This is a genomic window from Kribbella sp. NPDC050820 (assembly GCF_040653975.1).
In the GTDB taxonomy this organism is placed as follows: domain Bacteria; phylum Actinomycetota; class Actinomycetes; order Propionibacteriales; family Kribbellaceae; genus Kribbella.
In genome coordinates this window covers 82,275-98,088 of record NZ_JBFAHB010000015.1, presented here as the reverse complement: position 1 = coordinate 98,088, position 15,814 = coordinate 82,275, and the positions used below count along the sequence as shown (strand labels likewise).

18 protein-coding genes are annotated in these 15,814 nt (G+C 68.7%); 7 read left to right on the top strand and 11 right to left on the bottom strand.

What is annotated here, in order from left to right:
• The first annotated feature begins 3 nt into the window (after positions 1 to 3).
• A complete protein-coding gene (locus tag AB0H36_RS16285) occupies positions 4 to 477 on the top strand; it encodes a nitroreductase/quinone reductase family protein (protein WP_360522844.1) in 474 nt (157 codons plus the stop codon).
• Here the strand turns inward: AB0H36_RS16285 and AB0H36_RS16280 are convergent.
• Complete coding sequence (locus tag AB0H36_RS16280) at positions 471 to 2,264, bottom strand: ABC transporter ATP-binding protein (protein WP_360522841.1); 1,794 nt, start codon at positions 2,262 to 2,264, stop codon at positions 471 to 473. The genes AB0H36_RS16285 and AB0H36_RS16280 overlap by 7 nt on opposite strands.
• Positions 2,251 to 4,089, bottom strand: coding sequence for an ABC transporter ATP-binding protein (locus AB0H36_RS16275; RefSeq protein ID WP_360522838.1), 1,839 nt, complete (start codon positions 4,087 to 4,089; stop codon positions 2,251 to 2,253). Before AB0H36_RS16275 ends, AB0H36_RS16280 begins: the two co-directional genes overlap by 14 nt.
• A gap of 34 nt (positions 4,090 to 4,123) precedes the next feature.
• Here AB0H36_RS16275 and AB0H36_RS16270 point away from each other — a divergent pair, with 34 nt between their 5' ends.
• Positions 4,124 to 5,197: an adenosine deaminase gene (locus AB0H36_RS16270; RefSeq protein ID WP_360522835.1), complete on the top strand. Its 1,074-nt coding sequence runs from the start codon at positions 4,124 to 4,126 to the stop codon at positions 5,195 to 5,197.
• Here the strand turns inward: AB0H36_RS16270 and AB0H36_RS16265 are convergent.
• The 7 genes from AB0H36_RS16265 to AB0H36_RS16235 all read right to left on the bottom strand — a co-directional run bounded on the left by AB0H36_RS16265 (position 5,186) and on the right by AB0H36_RS16235 (position 10,823).
• Positions 5,186 to 5,626, bottom strand: coding sequence for a MarR family transcriptional regulator (locus tag AB0H36_RS16265; protein ID WP_360522832.1), 441 nt, complete (start codon positions 5,624 to 5,626; stop codon positions 5,186 to 5,188). The genes AB0H36_RS16270 and AB0H36_RS16265 overlap by 12 nt on opposite strands.
• On the bottom strand, positions 5,623 to 5,859 hold the full coding sequence (locus AB0H36_RS16260; RefSeq protein ID WP_360522829.1) for a hypothetical protein: 237 nt from the start codon (positions 5,857 to 5,859) through the stop codon (positions 5,623 to 5,625). The genes AB0H36_RS16265 and AB0H36_RS16260 overlap by 4 nt, the downstream gene beginning before the upstream one ends.
• A gap of 66 nt (positions 5,860 to 5,925) precedes the next feature.
• A complete protein-coding gene (locus AB0H36_RS16255; protein ID WP_360522826.1) occupies positions 5,926 to 6,708 on the bottom strand; it encodes an ABC transporter permease in 783 nt (260 codons plus the stop codon).
• Complete coding sequence (locus tag AB0H36_RS16250; RefSeq protein WP_360522823.1) at positions 6,708 to 7,691, bottom strand: ATP-binding cassette domain-containing protein; 984 nt, start codon at positions 7,689 to 7,691, stop codon at positions 6,708 to 6,710. Before AB0H36_RS16250 ends, AB0H36_RS16255 begins: the two co-directional genes overlap by 1 nt.
• Before the next feature lie 151 nt (positions 7,692 to 7,842).
• Entirely contained in the window at positions 7,843 to 8,538 is a 696-nt protein-coding gene (locus AB0H36_RS16245; RefSeq protein WP_360522820.1) for a PadR family transcriptional regulator, read from the bottom strand.
• A 57-nt stretch (positions 8,539 to 8,595) separates the two neighbouring features.
• Complete coding sequence (locus AB0H36_RS16240) at positions 8,596 to 9,684, bottom strand: acyltransferase (protein ID WP_360522817.1); 1,089 nt, start codon at positions 9,682 to 9,684, stop codon at positions 8,596 to 8,598.
• Positions 9,685 to 9,869: 185 nt separating this feature from the next.
• The gene (locus tag AB0H36_RS16235) at positions 9,870 to 10,823 is read right to left on the bottom strand and encodes a helix-turn-helix domain-containing protein (protein ID WP_360522814.1); all 954 of its coding nucleotides are present in this window, start codon (positions 10,821 to 10,823) and stop codon (positions 9,870 to 9,872) included.
• 82 nt (positions 10,824 to 10,905) lie between these two features.
• Between AB0H36_RS16235 and AB0H36_RS16230 the strand changes: the two genes are divergently transcribed.
• On the top strand, positions 10,906 to 11,175 hold the full coding sequence (locus AB0H36_RS16230) for a hypothetical protein (protein ID WP_360522811.1): 270 nt from the start codon (positions 10,906 to 10,908) through the stop codon (positions 11,173 to 11,175).
• 23 nt (positions 11,176 to 11,198) lie between these two features.
• On the opposite strand, the gene AB0H36_RS16225 is transcribed toward AB0H36_RS16230, so the two are convergent.
• Positions 11,199 to 12,371 (bottom strand): DUF418 domain-containing protein, encoded by a 1,173-nt coding sequence (locus AB0H36_RS16225; RefSeq protein WP_360522808.1) that lies wholly within the window; start codon positions 12,369 to 12,371, stop codon positions 11,199 to 11,201.
• 118 nt (positions 12,372 to 12,489) lie between these two features.
• On the opposite strand from AB0H36_RS16225, the gene AB0H36_RS16220 reads away from it, so the two are divergent.
• Positions 12,490 to 13,317, top strand: a complete 828-nt coding sequence (locus tag AB0H36_RS16220; protein WP_360522805.1) for a class I SAM-dependent methyltransferase — start codon at positions 12,490 to 12,492, stop codon at positions 13,315 to 13,317.
• Between the two features lie 65 nt (positions 13,318 to 13,382).
• Here AB0H36_RS16220 and AB0H36_RS16215 read toward each other — a convergent pair whose 3' ends face one another.
• Positions 13,383 to 13,529, bottom strand: coding sequence for a hypothetical protein (locus AB0H36_RS16215; RefSeq protein WP_360522802.1), 147 nt, complete (start codon positions 13,527 to 13,529; stop codon positions 13,383 to 13,385).
• Positions 13,530 to 13,662: 133 nt separating this feature from the next.
• Between AB0H36_RS16215 and AB0H36_RS16210 the strand changes: the two genes are divergently transcribed.
• From AB0H36_RS16210 to AB0H36_RS16200, 3 genes are read left to right on the top strand one after another with little or no spacing between them, the layout of a single operon-like run.
• The gene (locus AB0H36_RS16210; protein WP_360522799.1) at positions 13,663 to 14,520 is read left to right on the top strand and encodes a DNA-formamidopyrimidine glycosylase family protein; all 858 of its coding nucleotides are present in this window, start codon (positions 13,663 to 13,665) and stop codon (positions 14,518 to 14,520) included.
• 24 nt (positions 14,521 to 14,544) lie between these two features.
• Positions 14,545 to 15,420 (top strand): SDR family oxidoreductase, encoded by an 876-nt coding sequence (locus AB0H36_RS16205; RefSeq protein ID WP_360522796.1) that lies wholly within the window; start codon positions 14,545 to 14,547, stop codon positions 15,418 to 15,420.
• A 45-nt stretch (positions 15,421 to 15,465) separates the two neighbouring features.
• Entirely contained in the window at positions 15,466 to 15,789 is a 324-nt protein-coding gene (locus AB0H36_RS16200) for a rhodanese-like domain-containing protein (protein WP_360522793.1), read from the top strand.
• Positions 15,790 to 15,814: the final 25 nt, after the last annotated feature.

The window sequence follows — 15,814 nt, the reverse complement described above, 5'->3', positions numbered from 1 at the left end:
ACGATGCCGCAGTACAACCAGACCTACGACAGCAAGCGCGTGATCACCGCCGCCGAGGGCAGCATGCGGGTCTTCAACCGGATCGTCGCCCGCCTGACCAAGCTCGGCCTGAGCCTGATGGGCAGCCGGGTGCTCTCGGTCCGCGGCCGGAAGACCGGCGACTGGCGGAGCACGCCGGTCAACCTACTGGTCGTCGACGGCCAGCAGTACCTGGTCGCCCCGCGCGGTCACACCCAGTGGGTGCGCAACCTGCGGGTGAACCCCGAGGGCCGGCTCCAGCTCGGCCGGAAGATCCAGACCTTCCGGGCCGAGGAGATCGCCGACGCCGACAAGACGCCGATGCTGCGCCTGTACCTGAAGAAGTGGGCCTGGGAGGTCGGCACCTTCTTCAGCGGTGACGTCGACAAGAACTCGCCCGACGAGGTGCTTCGCCACATCGCCCCGGGCGTCCCGGTCTTCAAGATCCACGCTCAGTGATACGCGGCGGCCTGGATCCGGTAGAGCTCGGCGTAGTGTCCGTCGCTCGCCATCAGCTCGTCGTGCGTCCCGGTCTCCACCACCCGGGAGCCGTCCAGCACCACGATCAGATCGGCCATCCGGACCGTCGAGAACCGGTGTGAGACCAGGATCGTGATCCGCCCGTCCGCGCTGTCCCTGGCCGCGGCCGCGTACCGCTCGAACAGGGCGTGCTCGGTCTCGGCGTCCAGTGCGGCGGTCGGCTCGTCGAGGACCAGCAGCAACGGCCGGTTCCGCATGAAGCCGCGGGCCAGCGCCAGCTTCTGCCACTGCCCGAAGCTGATCTCCGCCCCGCTCGGCCAGGTGGCGCCGAGCTGGGTGTCCAGCCCGGCCTCGAGCCGCTCGACGACGTCCTCGGCGCCGGCCCGTCCGACCGCGGTGGTGACGGCCGGCTCGTCGTCCAGTCGTGGCAGGTCCCCGAGCCCGACGCTGTGGCCAGCCCGGAACTCGAACCGGAAGAAGTCCTGGAACGCGCCGGCGGTCGTGAGCCGCCACGCCTCGGCCGGGATCCGGTCCAGTGGCTGCCCGTCGACCAGGATCCGTCCGCCGGTCGGCTCGTAGAGCTTGCAGATCAGCTTCACCAGGGTCGACTTGCCCGCGCCGTTCTCGCCGACGACCGCGACCACCCGCCCGGCCGGCAGGTGCAGCTCCACATCCTCCAGTGCCGGCCGCGACGCTCCGGCGTAGGTGAAGGAAACGTGCTCCAGCCGGATGCCGTCGGTGAGACGCTCGGGCGCCGGGAGATCCGCGGAGTCGTCGAACGACGCCGCGTAGTTCTCCAGCCAGACCAACCGCCGCGACCCGTCCAGCCAGATCCCCCGCAGGAACCCGATCTCGCCGACCGTCGCTCCGATGTACGCCGACAGCCGCGCACCCGCGGCCAGAATCAGCAGCACGTTGCCGACCGAGTCGTTCGGCCCGGAGACGACGAACAGTACGGCGCCGACGTACGCCGCGCCGAAGATCGCCCAAGCAACCGCATGCCACCCCGCGCTCGTCCACCGGGCGCTTGCGATGGCGCCGTACCACTTCTCCCACTCGCGGCGGCGGTTCACCACGAGATCCTGGCCGATGCCGACAACGCGGACCTCCTTGCCGGGCGCGGCGGTGGTGGCGGTCCGGAAGAGATGGTCGGCCAGCCGGCTGTGGGCGGCGTACTGCTCCTCGACAGCACGCTCGACGCCCGGGCGCCAGCTGGAGCTGACGACGGTCGGAAGGGCGAACACCAGTAGCAGGATCAGCGCCGGATCGATCGACATCAGCAGCGCGACAGTCACCCCGAGCCGCAGCAGCCAGCCGCAGGTCGAGAACAGCGACATGTACATGTGGTCGAGCACGAACACCTGCTTGCGCAGCACGGACAACCGGTCCAGGAAGTCGCGTCGTTCCTGGTGCTCGATGGTCGCGACCGACGCCTGCAGCTGGGCGACGTGCGCCTCGAGCATGATCGTCACGCGATCCCGGAACCGCCGGGTGATCCGGGTCGACACCGTGCGCAGGAACCAGGTCGCTGTGACAGACAGCGCGAGGCCGCCCGCAGCGAGCAGTACGGCGCGCCCGTCGTTCTCCAGCACGCCGTCGGCAAGGACCTTGAGCCACAACGCGAGCAGCGCGTCCGGCAGCGCGGCCAGCAGCGTCATCGCGAAGGCGAAGACCAGCAGTCGCGGCTCGTGCTGATAACCGAGCTTGCACAGCCGCCACATCGCCGGCAACGCCCTGGGCAGGTCGTCGACGTCAGAGCGTGTCATAGCTGACTCCTTCCTCGTCGACCTCCGCGAACCGCTCGGCCTGCAGGTCGAACATCGTCCGGTACCGCCCGCCGAGCGCCATCAGCTCGTCGTGGCTGCCGAGCTCGACGACCCGGCCGTGCTCGAGCACACAGATCCGGTCGGCGTGCCGGACCGTGGAGAAGCGATGCGAGATCAGGATCGTGGTGACATCGCGGGTCGCGGTCAGGATCCGGTCGAAGATCGCCGCCTCACCACGGACGTCCAGCTGCGCCGTCGGCTCGTCGAGCAGCACCAACCCGGCACCCTGCCGTACGGCGCACAACGCCCGCGCCAGCGCGACACGTTGCCACTGACCACCGGACAGGTCGGTGCCGTCGCCGTACCCGGTCGCCAAGCGGGTGTCGAGGCTCGCCAGGTCGTTGGCGCCGGCGTCCGCGAGCGCGGCGAGGATGTCCGCGTCCGGGGCACCGGCCGGGGCCACGTTGTCCCGCAACGGAAGCTCGAGTCGCAGGAAGTCCTGGAAGACGGCAGCGACCCGGGTCCGCCACGCGTCGACGTCGAGGTCGTGCAGGTCGGTCCCGTCGACTCGGATCGATCCGGCGTCGGCGTCGTACAACCGGCACAGCAGCTTGGCCAGCGTCGTCTTGCCGGCGCCGTTCTGACCGACGACGGCCAGCGACGAGCCGGCCGGAATGGTCAGGTCGAGGCCGTCGAACACCGGCTCCGCAGCCTGTGGATACCGGAACCGCAGATCCCGGATCTCGATCGCGACAGCGCCGCGCGGACGCGGCATCCGCCGGCCGGACGTCAAGGCGCCGGCCGGCTCCATCGCGGGCTTCAGTCGATGTACGGCGGCCACCGGCGCCGACGCACCGTCGAGCGCCCAGTTCAGCCCGCCGAACGCGATCATGCTGACCCCGACCGCGACCTGGGCGAACGTCACCAGCCGATCGAGCTCCAGCCGACCGTCGATCGCAGCCGCTCCGAGCGCCCAGAAGACCAGACCGTTGGCCACGACCACGATCACCAGGCTCCAGACCATCGGACGCTCGCGCAGCCGCGTGGCGGCGTACTGCAGCTCGAACAGCCGCCGGCGCCGATCGGTGAACCGCTGCACGGTCCAGCCGGCCAGGCCGAACAGCCGCAGCTCCTTCGCGGCTTCCGGCTCGACCGCGAGCTGGTAGGCGTAGTCCGCGTGCCGCTGCGCCGACCGGACCTCGGCCGTGTTCCGGTCCTTCCAGACACCGCTCTCCCGGAGCAGCCAGTGCGTCGCCGTCCAGGCGACGACGAGCACCAGCGGCGCCCACCAGCTGAATCCGAACAGCACCACGGCGGACGCGATGCCGCCGACGAGCTCGACGAGGCTGCCCGCGACGAAGTCGACGTTCAGGTACATCGGCGGGCCGGTCTGGCCGCGGTCGAACTCGCGGGCCACGGTCAGGTCCTCACTGAGCTCCGGATCCTCGAGGTGACCGATCCCCGGCGGCTCCACACAGGTCCTGGTGAGTACGTCGTTCAGCCAGGCGGCCACGCGGCTGCCGAGATTGGCGCTGACTGCCTGATGCACAGGGGCCAGCACCTGCAGTAGCACGAACGTGATTCCCATCAGGCTCAGCGGCCCGGCCAGCTCGGACCCGTTCTGGACCGCGCCGATCAGCCGGCCCATCGAGATCGCGAACAGCGCCGGCAGCGCGCCGCGCACCAGCAGCAGGACCCACCAGAGGGTGGCCAGCACCGGATCTGCCCGGGGCAGAACGGCGAAGAACTGCCATTCGGGGCGACCACGCAGCCGGCTCACCATTTCCTCACCATGACACGCGGCGCCGACGGAATTCTTGAACATTTGCCGGATCCGGGGCGGCTGGCAGGATGGCGCCATGATCACCCCCGAGCAGTTGAACGCGGCGCCGAAGGTTCTGTTGCACGACCATCTGGACGGCGGGCTGCGGCCGGGGACGGTGCTGGAGCTGGCTCGGGAGATCGGGCACCAGGTGCCGCGGAACGACGCCGAGGAGCTGGGCGCGTGGTTCGTCGAGTCGGCGGACTCGGGGTCGCTGGAGCGGTACCTGGAGACGTTCGACCACACCGTCGCGGTGATGCAGAACGCTGAGGCGATCAAGCGGGTGGCCAGTGAGTGCGTGCAGGATCTGGCCGCGGACGGCGTGGTGTACGCCGAGGTCCGGTACGCGCCCGAGCAGCACTTGACCCGGGGATTGACGCTCGAGCAGGTCGTGGACGCCGTCCGCGAGGGGTTCGAGCACGGGATGGCGACCGCGGAGCGGCCGATCGTCGCCCGGCAGTTGCTGACCGCGATGCGGCACAAGGCGCGGTCGATGGAGATCGCCGAGCTGGCGGTCGCGTACCGCGACGCCGGGGTGGTCGGGTTCGACATCGCCGGCGCGGAGGCCGGCTACCCGCCCACCCGGCACCTGGACGCGTTCGAGTATCTGCAGCGGGAGAACGCGCACTTCACCATCCACGCCGGCGAGGCGTTCGGGCTGCCGTCGATCTGGCAGGCGATCCAGTGGTGCGGCGCGGACCGGCTCGGGCACGGCGTCCGGATCATCGACGACATCGACTACGACCCGGCCGGCGACAAGGCCGAGCTCGGGCGGCTCGCGGCGTACGTCCGGGACCGGCGGATCCCGCTGGAGATGTGCCCGAGCTCCAACCTGCAGACCGGCGCCGCCGAGTCGATCGCCGACCACCCGATCGGCCTGCTCGCCAAGCTCCGCTTCCGGGTCACCGTCAACACCGACAACCGCCTGATGAGCGGTACGTCGATGAGCCGCGAGCTCACCCTGCTCGCCGAAGCCTTCGACTACGACCTCGCCGACTTCCGCTGGTTCGCCATCAACGCGATGAAGTCCGCCTTCATCCCCTTCGACGAACGCCTCACCATCATCGACAACACCATCAAACCCTGGTACGCCGACGCCCTAGCGCGCTGACTCCAGGTTGCCGATCAGCCGGGCGGTGACCTCCAGGTAGCCGGCGGCCTCGGCCTCGGTCAGCCCCTCGACGGCCAAGGCGTTCACCGACTGTGCCGCGGCGACGAGGTCAGGCTGGAGTTCCCGCGCGTGATCGGTCAGGTAGACCCGGATCCGGCGCTTGTCGGCAGGGTCGGGATCGCAGCGAACCAGACCGTCGCGCTGCATGCGCTGCAAGGTCTTCGCCATCGTGGCCTGCTCGATCCGCACCCGGTCACACAGCTCGCGTTGCGTCAGCCCGTCCTCCTCGAACAGCACGAGCAACTGCGCGAACTGCCCAGGCACAACGCCGTACGGCGCGATCCGAGCCGCCAGCGTCTGCGCAAGCAACCGAGCAAGGTGGTTGACCTGGTAACCAAGCGACTCCCCGCGAAACAGCCCGTCCGTCACGCCTGAGTCCTCAGCTTGCGAGCCAGCCGCCGCACCTTCGGCCACTGCCACATCAGCACGCCGGACGCAGCCAGGAGCGGCAGGATCACCCAGCGAACCGCGGCTTCGAGCGCGGGCGCGCCCGGTGCGTAGACGTAGGCGACCACCGCGATCCCGGCGACCAGATGAGCCAGCCGCTGCCGATCGCGAACCTTCTTACCCCCGCCGACCCGGCGGGCGGTGATGACAGTCATGACGACCTCACCTCAATTCCATAGCTTGCTATGAGTTTTACATAGCAAGCTATGGAATGCAAGGTCTCAGACCGACCGTTGGTACGTGCGGAAGGCTCGGGTGGAGAGCCAGGCGACCAGGAGGGTGAAGGCGAGTAGGTAGGCGCTGTAACGGGCTACCGAGGGCCAGTCCGGGGTGGCGGAGAGGGCTTCGCGGGCTGCGGTGGCCGCCCAGTCGACGGGGTTGTAGCGGGCGGCGACGGTGAGCCAGTGGGGGGCGACGTCGGGGTCGATCATGATCGAGGACATGAAGGTCAGGGGGAGCGACACGAACTGGAAGATGGCGATCAGCGCCTCCTGCTGGCGGGTCAGCAAGGCGACGGCGTTGGACAGCGAGCCGAAGGCGGTGCCGACGAGGATCGCGGCGCCGGCCGTGACCGCGTAGCCTGCGACGCTGCCGTCGTACCGGGCGCCGGCTGCCAGGCCGATCGCGAACACCAGCACGGTCTGGAGGAATGTCGTGGTCGCGTTGCTGACGAGTTGCCCGGCCATCAGGCCGCCGCGGCTGACCGGCGACGCGAGCAGCCGGTCCATCACCCCGCGTTCCATGTCCGCGATGAACGTGGTGCCGTTCCAGCCGCTGTTCATCAGCGCGGTCATCATCACGATTCCCGGCGTGAGGAAGGCGATGTACGACGAGTCGTCGAAGCCGGGGAGGTTCACGACCCCCTGGAACAACTGCCCGAACAGCAGCAGCCAGATCGCCGGCTGGATCAACGTGAACGCGATCAGCGCCGGCTGCCGGTACTGCGCCCGCAGCCAGCGACCCGTGATGAACCGGGTGTGCCCGAGAAACTCGACGGTGCTCATCACGCCGCCTCGCCCTCGCCGGAGCGGAACGACCGCCCGGTGTAGCGCAGATAGACGTCGTCCAGCGACGGCCGCGACACCGTCACCGCGGTCACCGGAATCGCCTTGTCCTCAAGGGTTCCCAGTACGGCGGGAACAGCGGTCGCGCCGTGGTCGACCCGGAGCCGCAACGTGTTGCCCTCGACAACAATCTCCCCGACCCCCGGCAACTCCCCGAGCAGCGCCCGCACGCTCAGTGAGCTGTCCGGAGCCAGCAGCTCGACGTTGACGGAGTCGCCCCGGAGCTCGGCCTTCAACGCCTCCGGGGTGCCGGAGGCAACGATCTTGCCGTGGTCGACGATGGCGAGCTGGTCGGCCAGCCGGTCCGCCTCCTCGAGGTAGTGCGTGGTGAGCAGCACGGTCAGCCCTTCCTGGTCCGACAGCCGGCCGACCTCGTCCCACAGGTCGGCCCGCGCTTCAGGATCGAGACCTGTCGTCGGTTCGTCCAGGAACAGCACCTGCGGCCGGTGGACCAACCCGAGGGCGACGTCGAGCTTGCGCTGCATGCCGCCGGAGTACGTCCTGACCTGGCGGCCACCCGCCTCGGTCAGGCCGAACCGCGCCAGCAGTTCCGTTGCTCGGCGTACCGCCTCCGCACGGGTCAGGCCGTAGATCCGGCCGCCCAGGACGAGGTTCTCGACCCCGGTGGCCTGTGGGGCGGAGCTGGACTTCTGCGGTACGTAGCCGATCGCCCGCCGTACCTGGTCCTGCTCGGCGTCGACGTCGTACCCGGCCACGCGGGCCGCGCCGGAGTCGGCGCGGGACAGGGTGGTGAGGATCTTGACCGTGGTGGACTTGCCGGCGCCGTTCGGGCCGAGCAGGCCCAGTACGACGCCTTCCGGAACGCTGAAGGTGAGACCGTCGAGCGCGCGCAACGGTGGGTTCTTGCGCCCGGCCGGGTACGTCTTGACCAGGTCGATCGCTTCCAGGGCATGCGTAGCCATGAGGTGGTGACTCCCTTGTGGTGAGGGGAGCCGGTCCGCTGCTGGCTATCCTGATGAGTGCGCCTTGGGACCAGGTCTTCGGACCGGCTCGAGGAACTGCGGCCCTCGACCTGTGGTGTTGCCGCACCTCGGTCGGGGGCCGTCCTGCTTGCTACTTGGCCTCCGGCGGCATCGCCTGCAGCCAGGCGAAGTCGGCGCCGAAGTACTTGACGGGGTCCTTCAGTTGGTCGACCGGGCTGATGCCCTCCTCTTCGAACAGTTTCCAGGCCTTGTGCCAGAACGCCGACCCGTCGAGGGTGTCGCTCCGGATCGCCTCTGTGAGCTCGTGAACGTACGCCGACTCGGCCCTGAGCAGCGCCAGCCGGAACTCCGACTCGACCCAGAACAAGCGCGGGAACTCCATCGACGCCATCTGTTCGTGGGCGGCGACGACCTGCTCGATCTCCGCGTCGATCGCCTTCGCCCGCTGCTCCAGGAGCTCGGCGACCCGGCCGGGTGGCAGGCCGGGCAGGTACGCGAGGCCGGCCTCGAGCGGGTGGAACTCGCGACTCGGCGTGCCGAGCAACTCGGTCAGCCAGTCGCGGAACTCCTCCTGGCCGGCCTCGGTGATCTGGTAGACGGTGCGCTCCGGCCGGTTGCCCTCGCGGATCGTCTCCCGGGCTTCGACGAAGCCGTTCTTCTCCAGGGCCGTGACGACGGAGTACAGCGAGCCGTAGTTGAGCTTGATGCTCTGGTCCTTGCCTCGGGCCCGCAGGATCGTCGAGATCTCGTACGGGTGCATCGGGCGCTCGGCCAGGCTGCCGAGGATGGCGAACGCGAGCGGGTTGCCGACCTTCCGTCGCGCCATCACGCCCCCTCGAGCTCGATTACTCGAAATCGAGTATCACGCTCCGGGTATCCGGCGTCAAGTAGTCAGCCAGACCAGCGCGCGGAACCCCAGGCGGCGCAGTGGCGGCCGGATCGGGGTGTTGGCCAGTGCGCGGTACACGGGTCGTTCGACGTACGTCGTCAACAGCCAAGCCAGCGCGATCACCCCGGCAACCGCGCCGGCGATCTGCGCCAGGCGTCCCGCGCCGATCGACATCAGGTGGTAGGCGATCAGGTACCCGAGCTCCTGGTTGAGGAGGTAGATCGCGAACGAGATCCGCGCCAGGAATTGGATCGGCCGCCGGATCGGAGCGAAGACCCGCCAGTCCGGGCCCCGCGCGGCCATCGCCACGACCACCAGCAGGACGCCGATGCCGAGCGACGACGGCAGGTCGGCCGTGTGCGCGTGCTGAGCGAAGACGGTCGCGACGAGCAGCGCGCCCAGGTGCATCACGTTGATCCGGCGCTGGGCCCAGAGCCAGATCGCGATACCGATCGCGAACAGCTGCAGCCGATGCAGCCCGAGTCCGTTCCAGGCCTGCTGGACCCAGAACGGGCTGTGCACGATCCGGTCGTTCCAGTCCAGGATCACCGGCGCCAGGATCATCACCCAGAGCAGTCCGGTGATGCGCCCGGCCGACCCCATGCCGCGCGGCCAGAGCAGTGCAGCGGCGGCGAACGCCATCAGCTGCAGCGGCAGCGTCCAGTAGGAGCCGTCGATGAGGTGCACCGACGGGTCGAACGAGGCGACGAGCGTCAGGTTGCCCCACAGGTCGTGCGGCGTGGGCAGCTTCCAGTTGTCAGGCCCGAGCAGGATCAATGCCGTGTAGGTGACCATCACGGCGGCCAGGTACGGCGGCAGCACCCGGCAGACCCGGCGCCACAACCACCGCGCCGTCGGACCCTTCCGGATCGTCACACAGACGAAGTACGCGCTGATCACCAGCAGGACGCTGGCACCGACCTGGAACGGGTACTTGCCCAGCGGCGCACCGAGCTCGGGGTGCAGCACCGGGCCTTGGTACGTCGTGTGGGTGAAGACCACTGCGAGGACGGCGAGGACACGGACGACGTCCCAGCTCAGACGTCGGGAGGTGCTGGCCCGGGACGGGTCCGGCGTTGCCACAGTCGCTCCAACTTCTCTCGGCTCGCCGATCTGTTCGGCCGTTACCCCCCTGTGACACTCGAAGGATCCTAGAAGGCCCAGGTGGGGGCACCGCAAATTCTGTGGGCGGTCTCACGCTGCCCGCGCAGGGCAGAGCGGCCTCACTCAATGCGATCAGCCGGAATGCGCAGCGTAGCCGAAGACCGTCAGTTGGCGGTGCGGAAGGTTCGGCGGTAGTCCTGGGGTGGCACGCCTACGACCCTGCGGAAGTGGTGCCGCAGGAGGGCGGCCGTGCCGAAGCCTGACTCGGCGGCGATCTGCTCGATGCCCATCCGGGTCTGCTCGAGCAGCGTGCGTGCCCGCAGCACGCGCTGGGTGGTGACCCACTTCAGCGGTGTCGTCCCGGTCTCCGCGACGAACCGCCGCGCGAACGTACGCTCCGACATCTGCGCCCGCCGGGCCAGCGCCGGCACGGTGTGCTCGATCGTGAGGTTGTCGACCATCCAGTCGAGCACCGGCTGCAGGCTCTCGCCCGACGACTCCGGCACGGGTACTTCGACGTACTGCCGCTGACCGCCGTCGCGCTGCGGCGGGACGACCATCCGGCGCGCGATCCGGGTGGCGACCGCGCTGCCGAGCTCACGCCGGACCAGGTGCAGGCAGGCGTCGATCCCGGCCGCGGTGCCGGCGCTGGTGATGATGTTGCCGTCGTCAACGAACAGCACGTCGGCGTCCAGCTTGGCCAGCGGGAACGTCTCCTGGAAGAGCTTCTCGTAGCGCCAGTGCGTGGTGCACGGCCGGCCGTCCAGCAGCCCGGCCTTGCCGAGCACGAAGGCGCCCGAGCAGACCGTCAGCAGGATCGCCCCGCGGGCCTCGGCCCGGCGCAGCGCGTCCAGGATCCGCTCGTCGTACGCCTCCCGCCAGGTCGTCGCCGGGAGCGCGACCAGGTCGGCGTCCTCGAGCTCCTCCAGCCCGTACGGCGCGATCACCGCGGAGTGGCTGCTGCTGCGCAGGGGCTCGCCCGGCCGGGTCGAGCACACCTTGAAGTCGAATGCGGGCACACCGTCGTCGGTCCGGTCGATCCCGAACACCTCGGACACCACGCCGAACTCGAACATGGCGACGTCCTCCATGAGGACGACAGCGATCTTCTGGAGCATGCCGCCAGTATGGCAGGAATTTGTGGAACTATGTCAATAGTGCCAGTGGTGGCAGAATCTAGTAGGTAGCAAAATCTATGCCATGACCGGAATCATTCTTCTCGCAGTACTCGCGCTGGCCGTGATCGCGGCTCTGGAGATCAGCAACAGGCGTCACTCGACCGGTCTCACCACCGGTCCGAACGGCTCCTGGGTGACTGACGACCGTGACCAGGCCCGGACCAAACTCGACCTGCTCGCCCTCGGTGGCGCGGCCGAGCCCTTCAACCACAAGCCCGCAACGACCGCAGGCACCGTGCACAGCATCCGCCGGGCCCGCATCCTCACCCACCACGGCCACCACGCGGCCTGACACCACCGCAGACCGCCGGGATCTCACCCGGCGGTTTTGCGCTGCCAGGTGGGAGCGGTCGCGTTGGTGACGGCCCGCAGCACACCTTCCACCGGCCCGTAGCCGTAGCGGCTCATCCAGACGTGGCTCAGCACGACCTGTACCGCGAAGATCGCGACGGCGATCCCCATCGTCTGCAGCGGAGACACCTGGCCGACCAGGCCGAACCCGATCCCGGTGAAGATCAGCATCGTCGCGACCGACTGGCCCAGGTAGTTCGACAACGCCATCTGCCCGGCCGGTGCGAGCACGCGCCGCACGTCCCGCCCCTTGTCGGAGTGCATGATCCGCAGCAGCGTCGCGACGTACGCCGCAGCGAGGAATGGTGCGGTGAGCACGCTGGCCAGGACGGAACCGGTGTCGCCGTTCCCGCCGGCCGCGTACATCATGCCGCCGGTGATGCCGACGACGAACCCGACCAGCTGGATCAGCCGCAGTACAGCCTCTTGACCGTTGAGGTTCGCGAGCAGTCGACGTCGGCCGGCGACTAGGCCGAGCAGGAAGGCGGCGAGCGTCGTCGGTCCTTGCACAGTGAGCAGAGACAGGCCGTACGTCGGTAGCGCCGCGACGTGCTCGCCGATGATGTCGCCGAACGAGCCGCCGACGTTCGCGGTCGTCTGCTGAGCCGCGGCGACCGCGCCGGCCGGGTCGAGGAACGCCAAGGTGTCCAAGAAGAGCGCGGTCGAGCCCAGTGAGACGAAGAGGTAGGCGTAGATCGCGACCACCACGATCAGTGCGGTCCGTTCCTTCACCCGCCGCATCGCCAGCAGGATCAGGCCGATCAGCGCGTAGACGCTGAGGATGTCGCCGGTGATCAGGAAGATCGCGTGCAGCGCGCCGATCGCGAAGAGACCAGCCAGCCGGCGCAGCATCCGCGGCTTGAACGCCGCGCCCGCGCGCTGCGCCGCCTCGATCTGCAACTGGAAGCTGTACCCGAACAGGAACGAGAACAGCAGGTAGAACTTCATGTCCACGAACGTCGAGGACATCCAGTGCACGGCCTGGTCGAGCCACGACTGGTACGCCGGATCCTCCGCCAGATGAATCGGGAACCCCGAGGCGGCGAAGGTGATGTTCACGACCACGATGCCCAGCAGGGCGAATCCACGCAACGCATCGACGTCCTGGATGCGGGTCCGGCTCAGTACCTGGCTCATGACCTCCAGCACACCAGTGCGCCGTACGTCACACAGTCGGCCTGAACCTCCCATGAAGGTGGACTTATCTCCACTAATTGTTGTGACGCGTCCGTCGGCCATGTGGCATGGTCGCGGCGTGAGCGACTACCGGGATGTGAATCGGGCCAACTGGGACGAGCGGGTGCCGGCGCACGCCGCGTCGCCGGGGTACAACGTGGCGCATTTCGAGGCGGATCCGCAGTACCTCAGTGAAGTGGTCCGGTTCGACTTGCCGCGGCTCGGTGACATCTCCGGGCTGCGCGGGGTGCATCTGCAGTGCCATATCGGCACCGACACGGTGTCCCTTGCACGGCTCGGCGCCCGGATGAGCGGACTGGACTTCTCTGCGCCCGCGGTCGAGCACGCGCAGGCGCTGGCCGACCGGCTCGGCTTGGAGGCGGACTTCCATGTCTCGGATGTGTACGACGCGGTCGACGTGCTCGGCGCATCGTCGTACGACCTGGTCTTCACCGGGATCGGCGCGCTGGGCTGGCTGCCGAGCATCACGCGGTGGGCAGACACGGTCGCGGGACTGCTGAAGCCAGCTGGGCGGCTGTTCATCCGCGAGGGTCACCCGATGCTGTGGGCGCTCGACGCCGAGCCCGGGGACACGAGTCCGGTGCTGCGGTACCCGTACTTCGAGACCGCCGAGCCGATCGTGTGGGACGAGGGCGGGACGTACGTCGAGACCGACGTGGAGTTCTCGCACACCGTCACGCACGAGTGGAACCACGGCCTGTCCGAGATCATCACCGCGCTTCAGCAGGCCGGCCTGGTCTTCGACTCGCTCGCCGAGCACGACAGCGCGCCCTGGAACGCCCTGCCCGGGCTGATGACCGAGGACGCGTCCGGCGAGTGGCGGCTGACCGACAACCCGCACCGGCTGCCTGCCACGTACACGCTGCAGGCGCACAAACCCGCCTGAGCGCATACTTCAGGCCCGGCTGTGCACAAGTCGTGCACAAGCAGCCGGGCCGAAGTCAGAATGGCTTAGTGGGCGCCGCCGCGGCGCTGCTGCACCTTGGTGAACGCATCCTTCAGCTTGCGCTGGTTCTCAGGCTTGCTGAGCTCGCGCTGCGCGATCTGCGCCAGCTTGGCGACGACCGCACCCTTGACCAACGTCTTCACAAACCCCATCAGGGCCTCCCTACTCTCTTGCCCTAAGACGCTACCGTCCTTGGCCAACAAACTCTTGCGGGTTCACCCCACCGATCCCCTGTTCCCACCCTGAACCCGGCAAACTGTCCCCGCCGTAAGGCACACTGGGACGGTGCCTGAGTTGCCGGAGGTCGAGTCGCTGGCGGCGTTCCTGCGCGAGCGCGCCGTCGGCCACGCGTTCGTGCGCGCCGACATCACCGCGATCAGCGCGCTGAAGACCTACGACCCGCCGATCACGAGCCTGGTCGGGCTGCTGATCGACGACGTCCGGAGGCACGGGAAGTTCCTCGATATCGAGGCCCAGGGCGTGCACCTGGTCATCCACTTGGCCCGCGCGGGCTGGCTGCGGTGGAAGGATGAGCAGTCCACCGCGCTGGTGCGGCCCGGCAAGGGCCCGATCGCGTTGCGGACGGTGTTCGACGACGGCTCCGGCTTCGACCTGACCGAGGCCGGCACCCAGAAGAAGCTCGCGGTGTACGTCGTCCGAGACCCGGCCGAGGTGCCCGGGATCGCCCGGCTCGGGCCGGATCCGTTCACGCTGTCCCTCGACGACTTCGGCGCGATCCTGAAACGCGAGGGCCGGGTGCAGCTGAAGGGTGTGCTGCGCAACCAGTCGGTGATCGCCGGTATCGGCAACGCCTACTCCGACGAGATCCTGCACGTCGCGAAGATGAGCCCCTTCAAACCCGCGTCGAACCTGACCGAGGACGAGCTCAAGCTGCTGTATGACGCCATGCTCGAGACCCTCCAGGACGCGGTCGACCGCTCGGCCGGCCTCGCCGTACAGGATCTGAAGTCGGAGAAGAAGTCGGGCCTGCGCGTGCACGGCCGCAAGGGCCAGAAGTGCCCGGTCTGCGGCGACATCGTCCGCGAGGTCAGCTTCCACGACTCCTCCCTGCAGTACTGCGCCACCTGCCAGACCGGCGGCAAACCGCTGGCCGACCGCCGCCTCTCCAAACTGCTCAAGTAGTTTCCCCACGGGTACTGCGGAACCATGGCAGACCCCACCGAGCGGTACGCGGGCGCGGAGGCCCAAGGTCCGGAGCAACTCGAGCACCCCGGCCGCAGCGCGGACATGGAGCGGCAGCCCGACTACGGCGAGGACACGTACAAGGGCAGCGGCAAGCTCAACGGGAAGCGGGCGCTGATCACCGGCGGGGACTCCGGGATCGGGCGCGCCGTCGCGTTGGCGTTCGCCCGCGAGGGAGCCGACGTACTCGTGTCCTACCTCGAGAGCGAGGAGAAGGACGCCCGCGAGACCTGCCGGCTGGTCGAGGAGGCGGGCTGCAGGGCCGTCGCGGTGCCTGGTGACATCCAGGAGGAGAACCACTGCCGCAAGCTGGTCAACCAGTGCGTGTCCGACCTCGGCGGCCTCGACGTCCTCGTGAACAACGCGGCGTACCAGATGTCGCAGGAGGGGATCGCCGGGATCAGCACCGAGCAGTTCGACCAGGTGATGAAGACCAACGTGTACGCCATGTTCTGGTTGTGCAAGGCCGCCGTACCCGTGATGAGACCCGGGTCGGCGATCATCAACACGACCTCGATCCAGGCGTACCAGCCGTCGCCGCAGCTGCTCGACTACGCGACCAGCAAGGCGGCGATCCTGAACTTCACCAAGGCGCTCGCGCAGGAGCTGGCTCCGAAAGGCATCCGGGTGAACGCGGTCGCACCGGGTCCGGTGTGGACGCCGTTGATCCCGGCGACGCTCCCGCCCGAGAAGGTGGACGAGTTCGGCGCGGACACTCCGCTCGGCCGACCGGGGCAACCGGCCGAGATGGCACCCGCGTACGTCTTCCTCGCCTCGGACGACTCGACCTACATCACCGGCGAACGCATCGGCGCCACCGGAGGCCGTCCACTGCCCTAGAGGCGGAAGACGCGTGTCGACCAGTGGCCTGAGATGATCGAGAGCATGTTCCAGAACCAGGAGATTCCCTCGGTCGTGGTGGCCGAGTTGGACGACGCTTTGCTGGCCGAGGCGTTCGTTTTGGATGTGCGTGAGCCGGACGAGTGGGACCGCGGGCACATCGAGGGGGCGAACCACATCCCGCTCGGTGAGTTGCAGGAGCGCGTGGGCGAGGTGCCGATGGACCAGAAGGTGCTGTGCGTGTGCGCGGTCGGCGGCCGGTCCGGGATGGCCACCCAGTTCCTGAACCAGCTCGGCCGCGAGGCGATCAACCTGGACGGCGGCATGCACGCCTGGCAGACCTCCGGCCGCCCGGTAGCCGTCGGCTGACACAGTCCCGCCGACCAGTCGACGC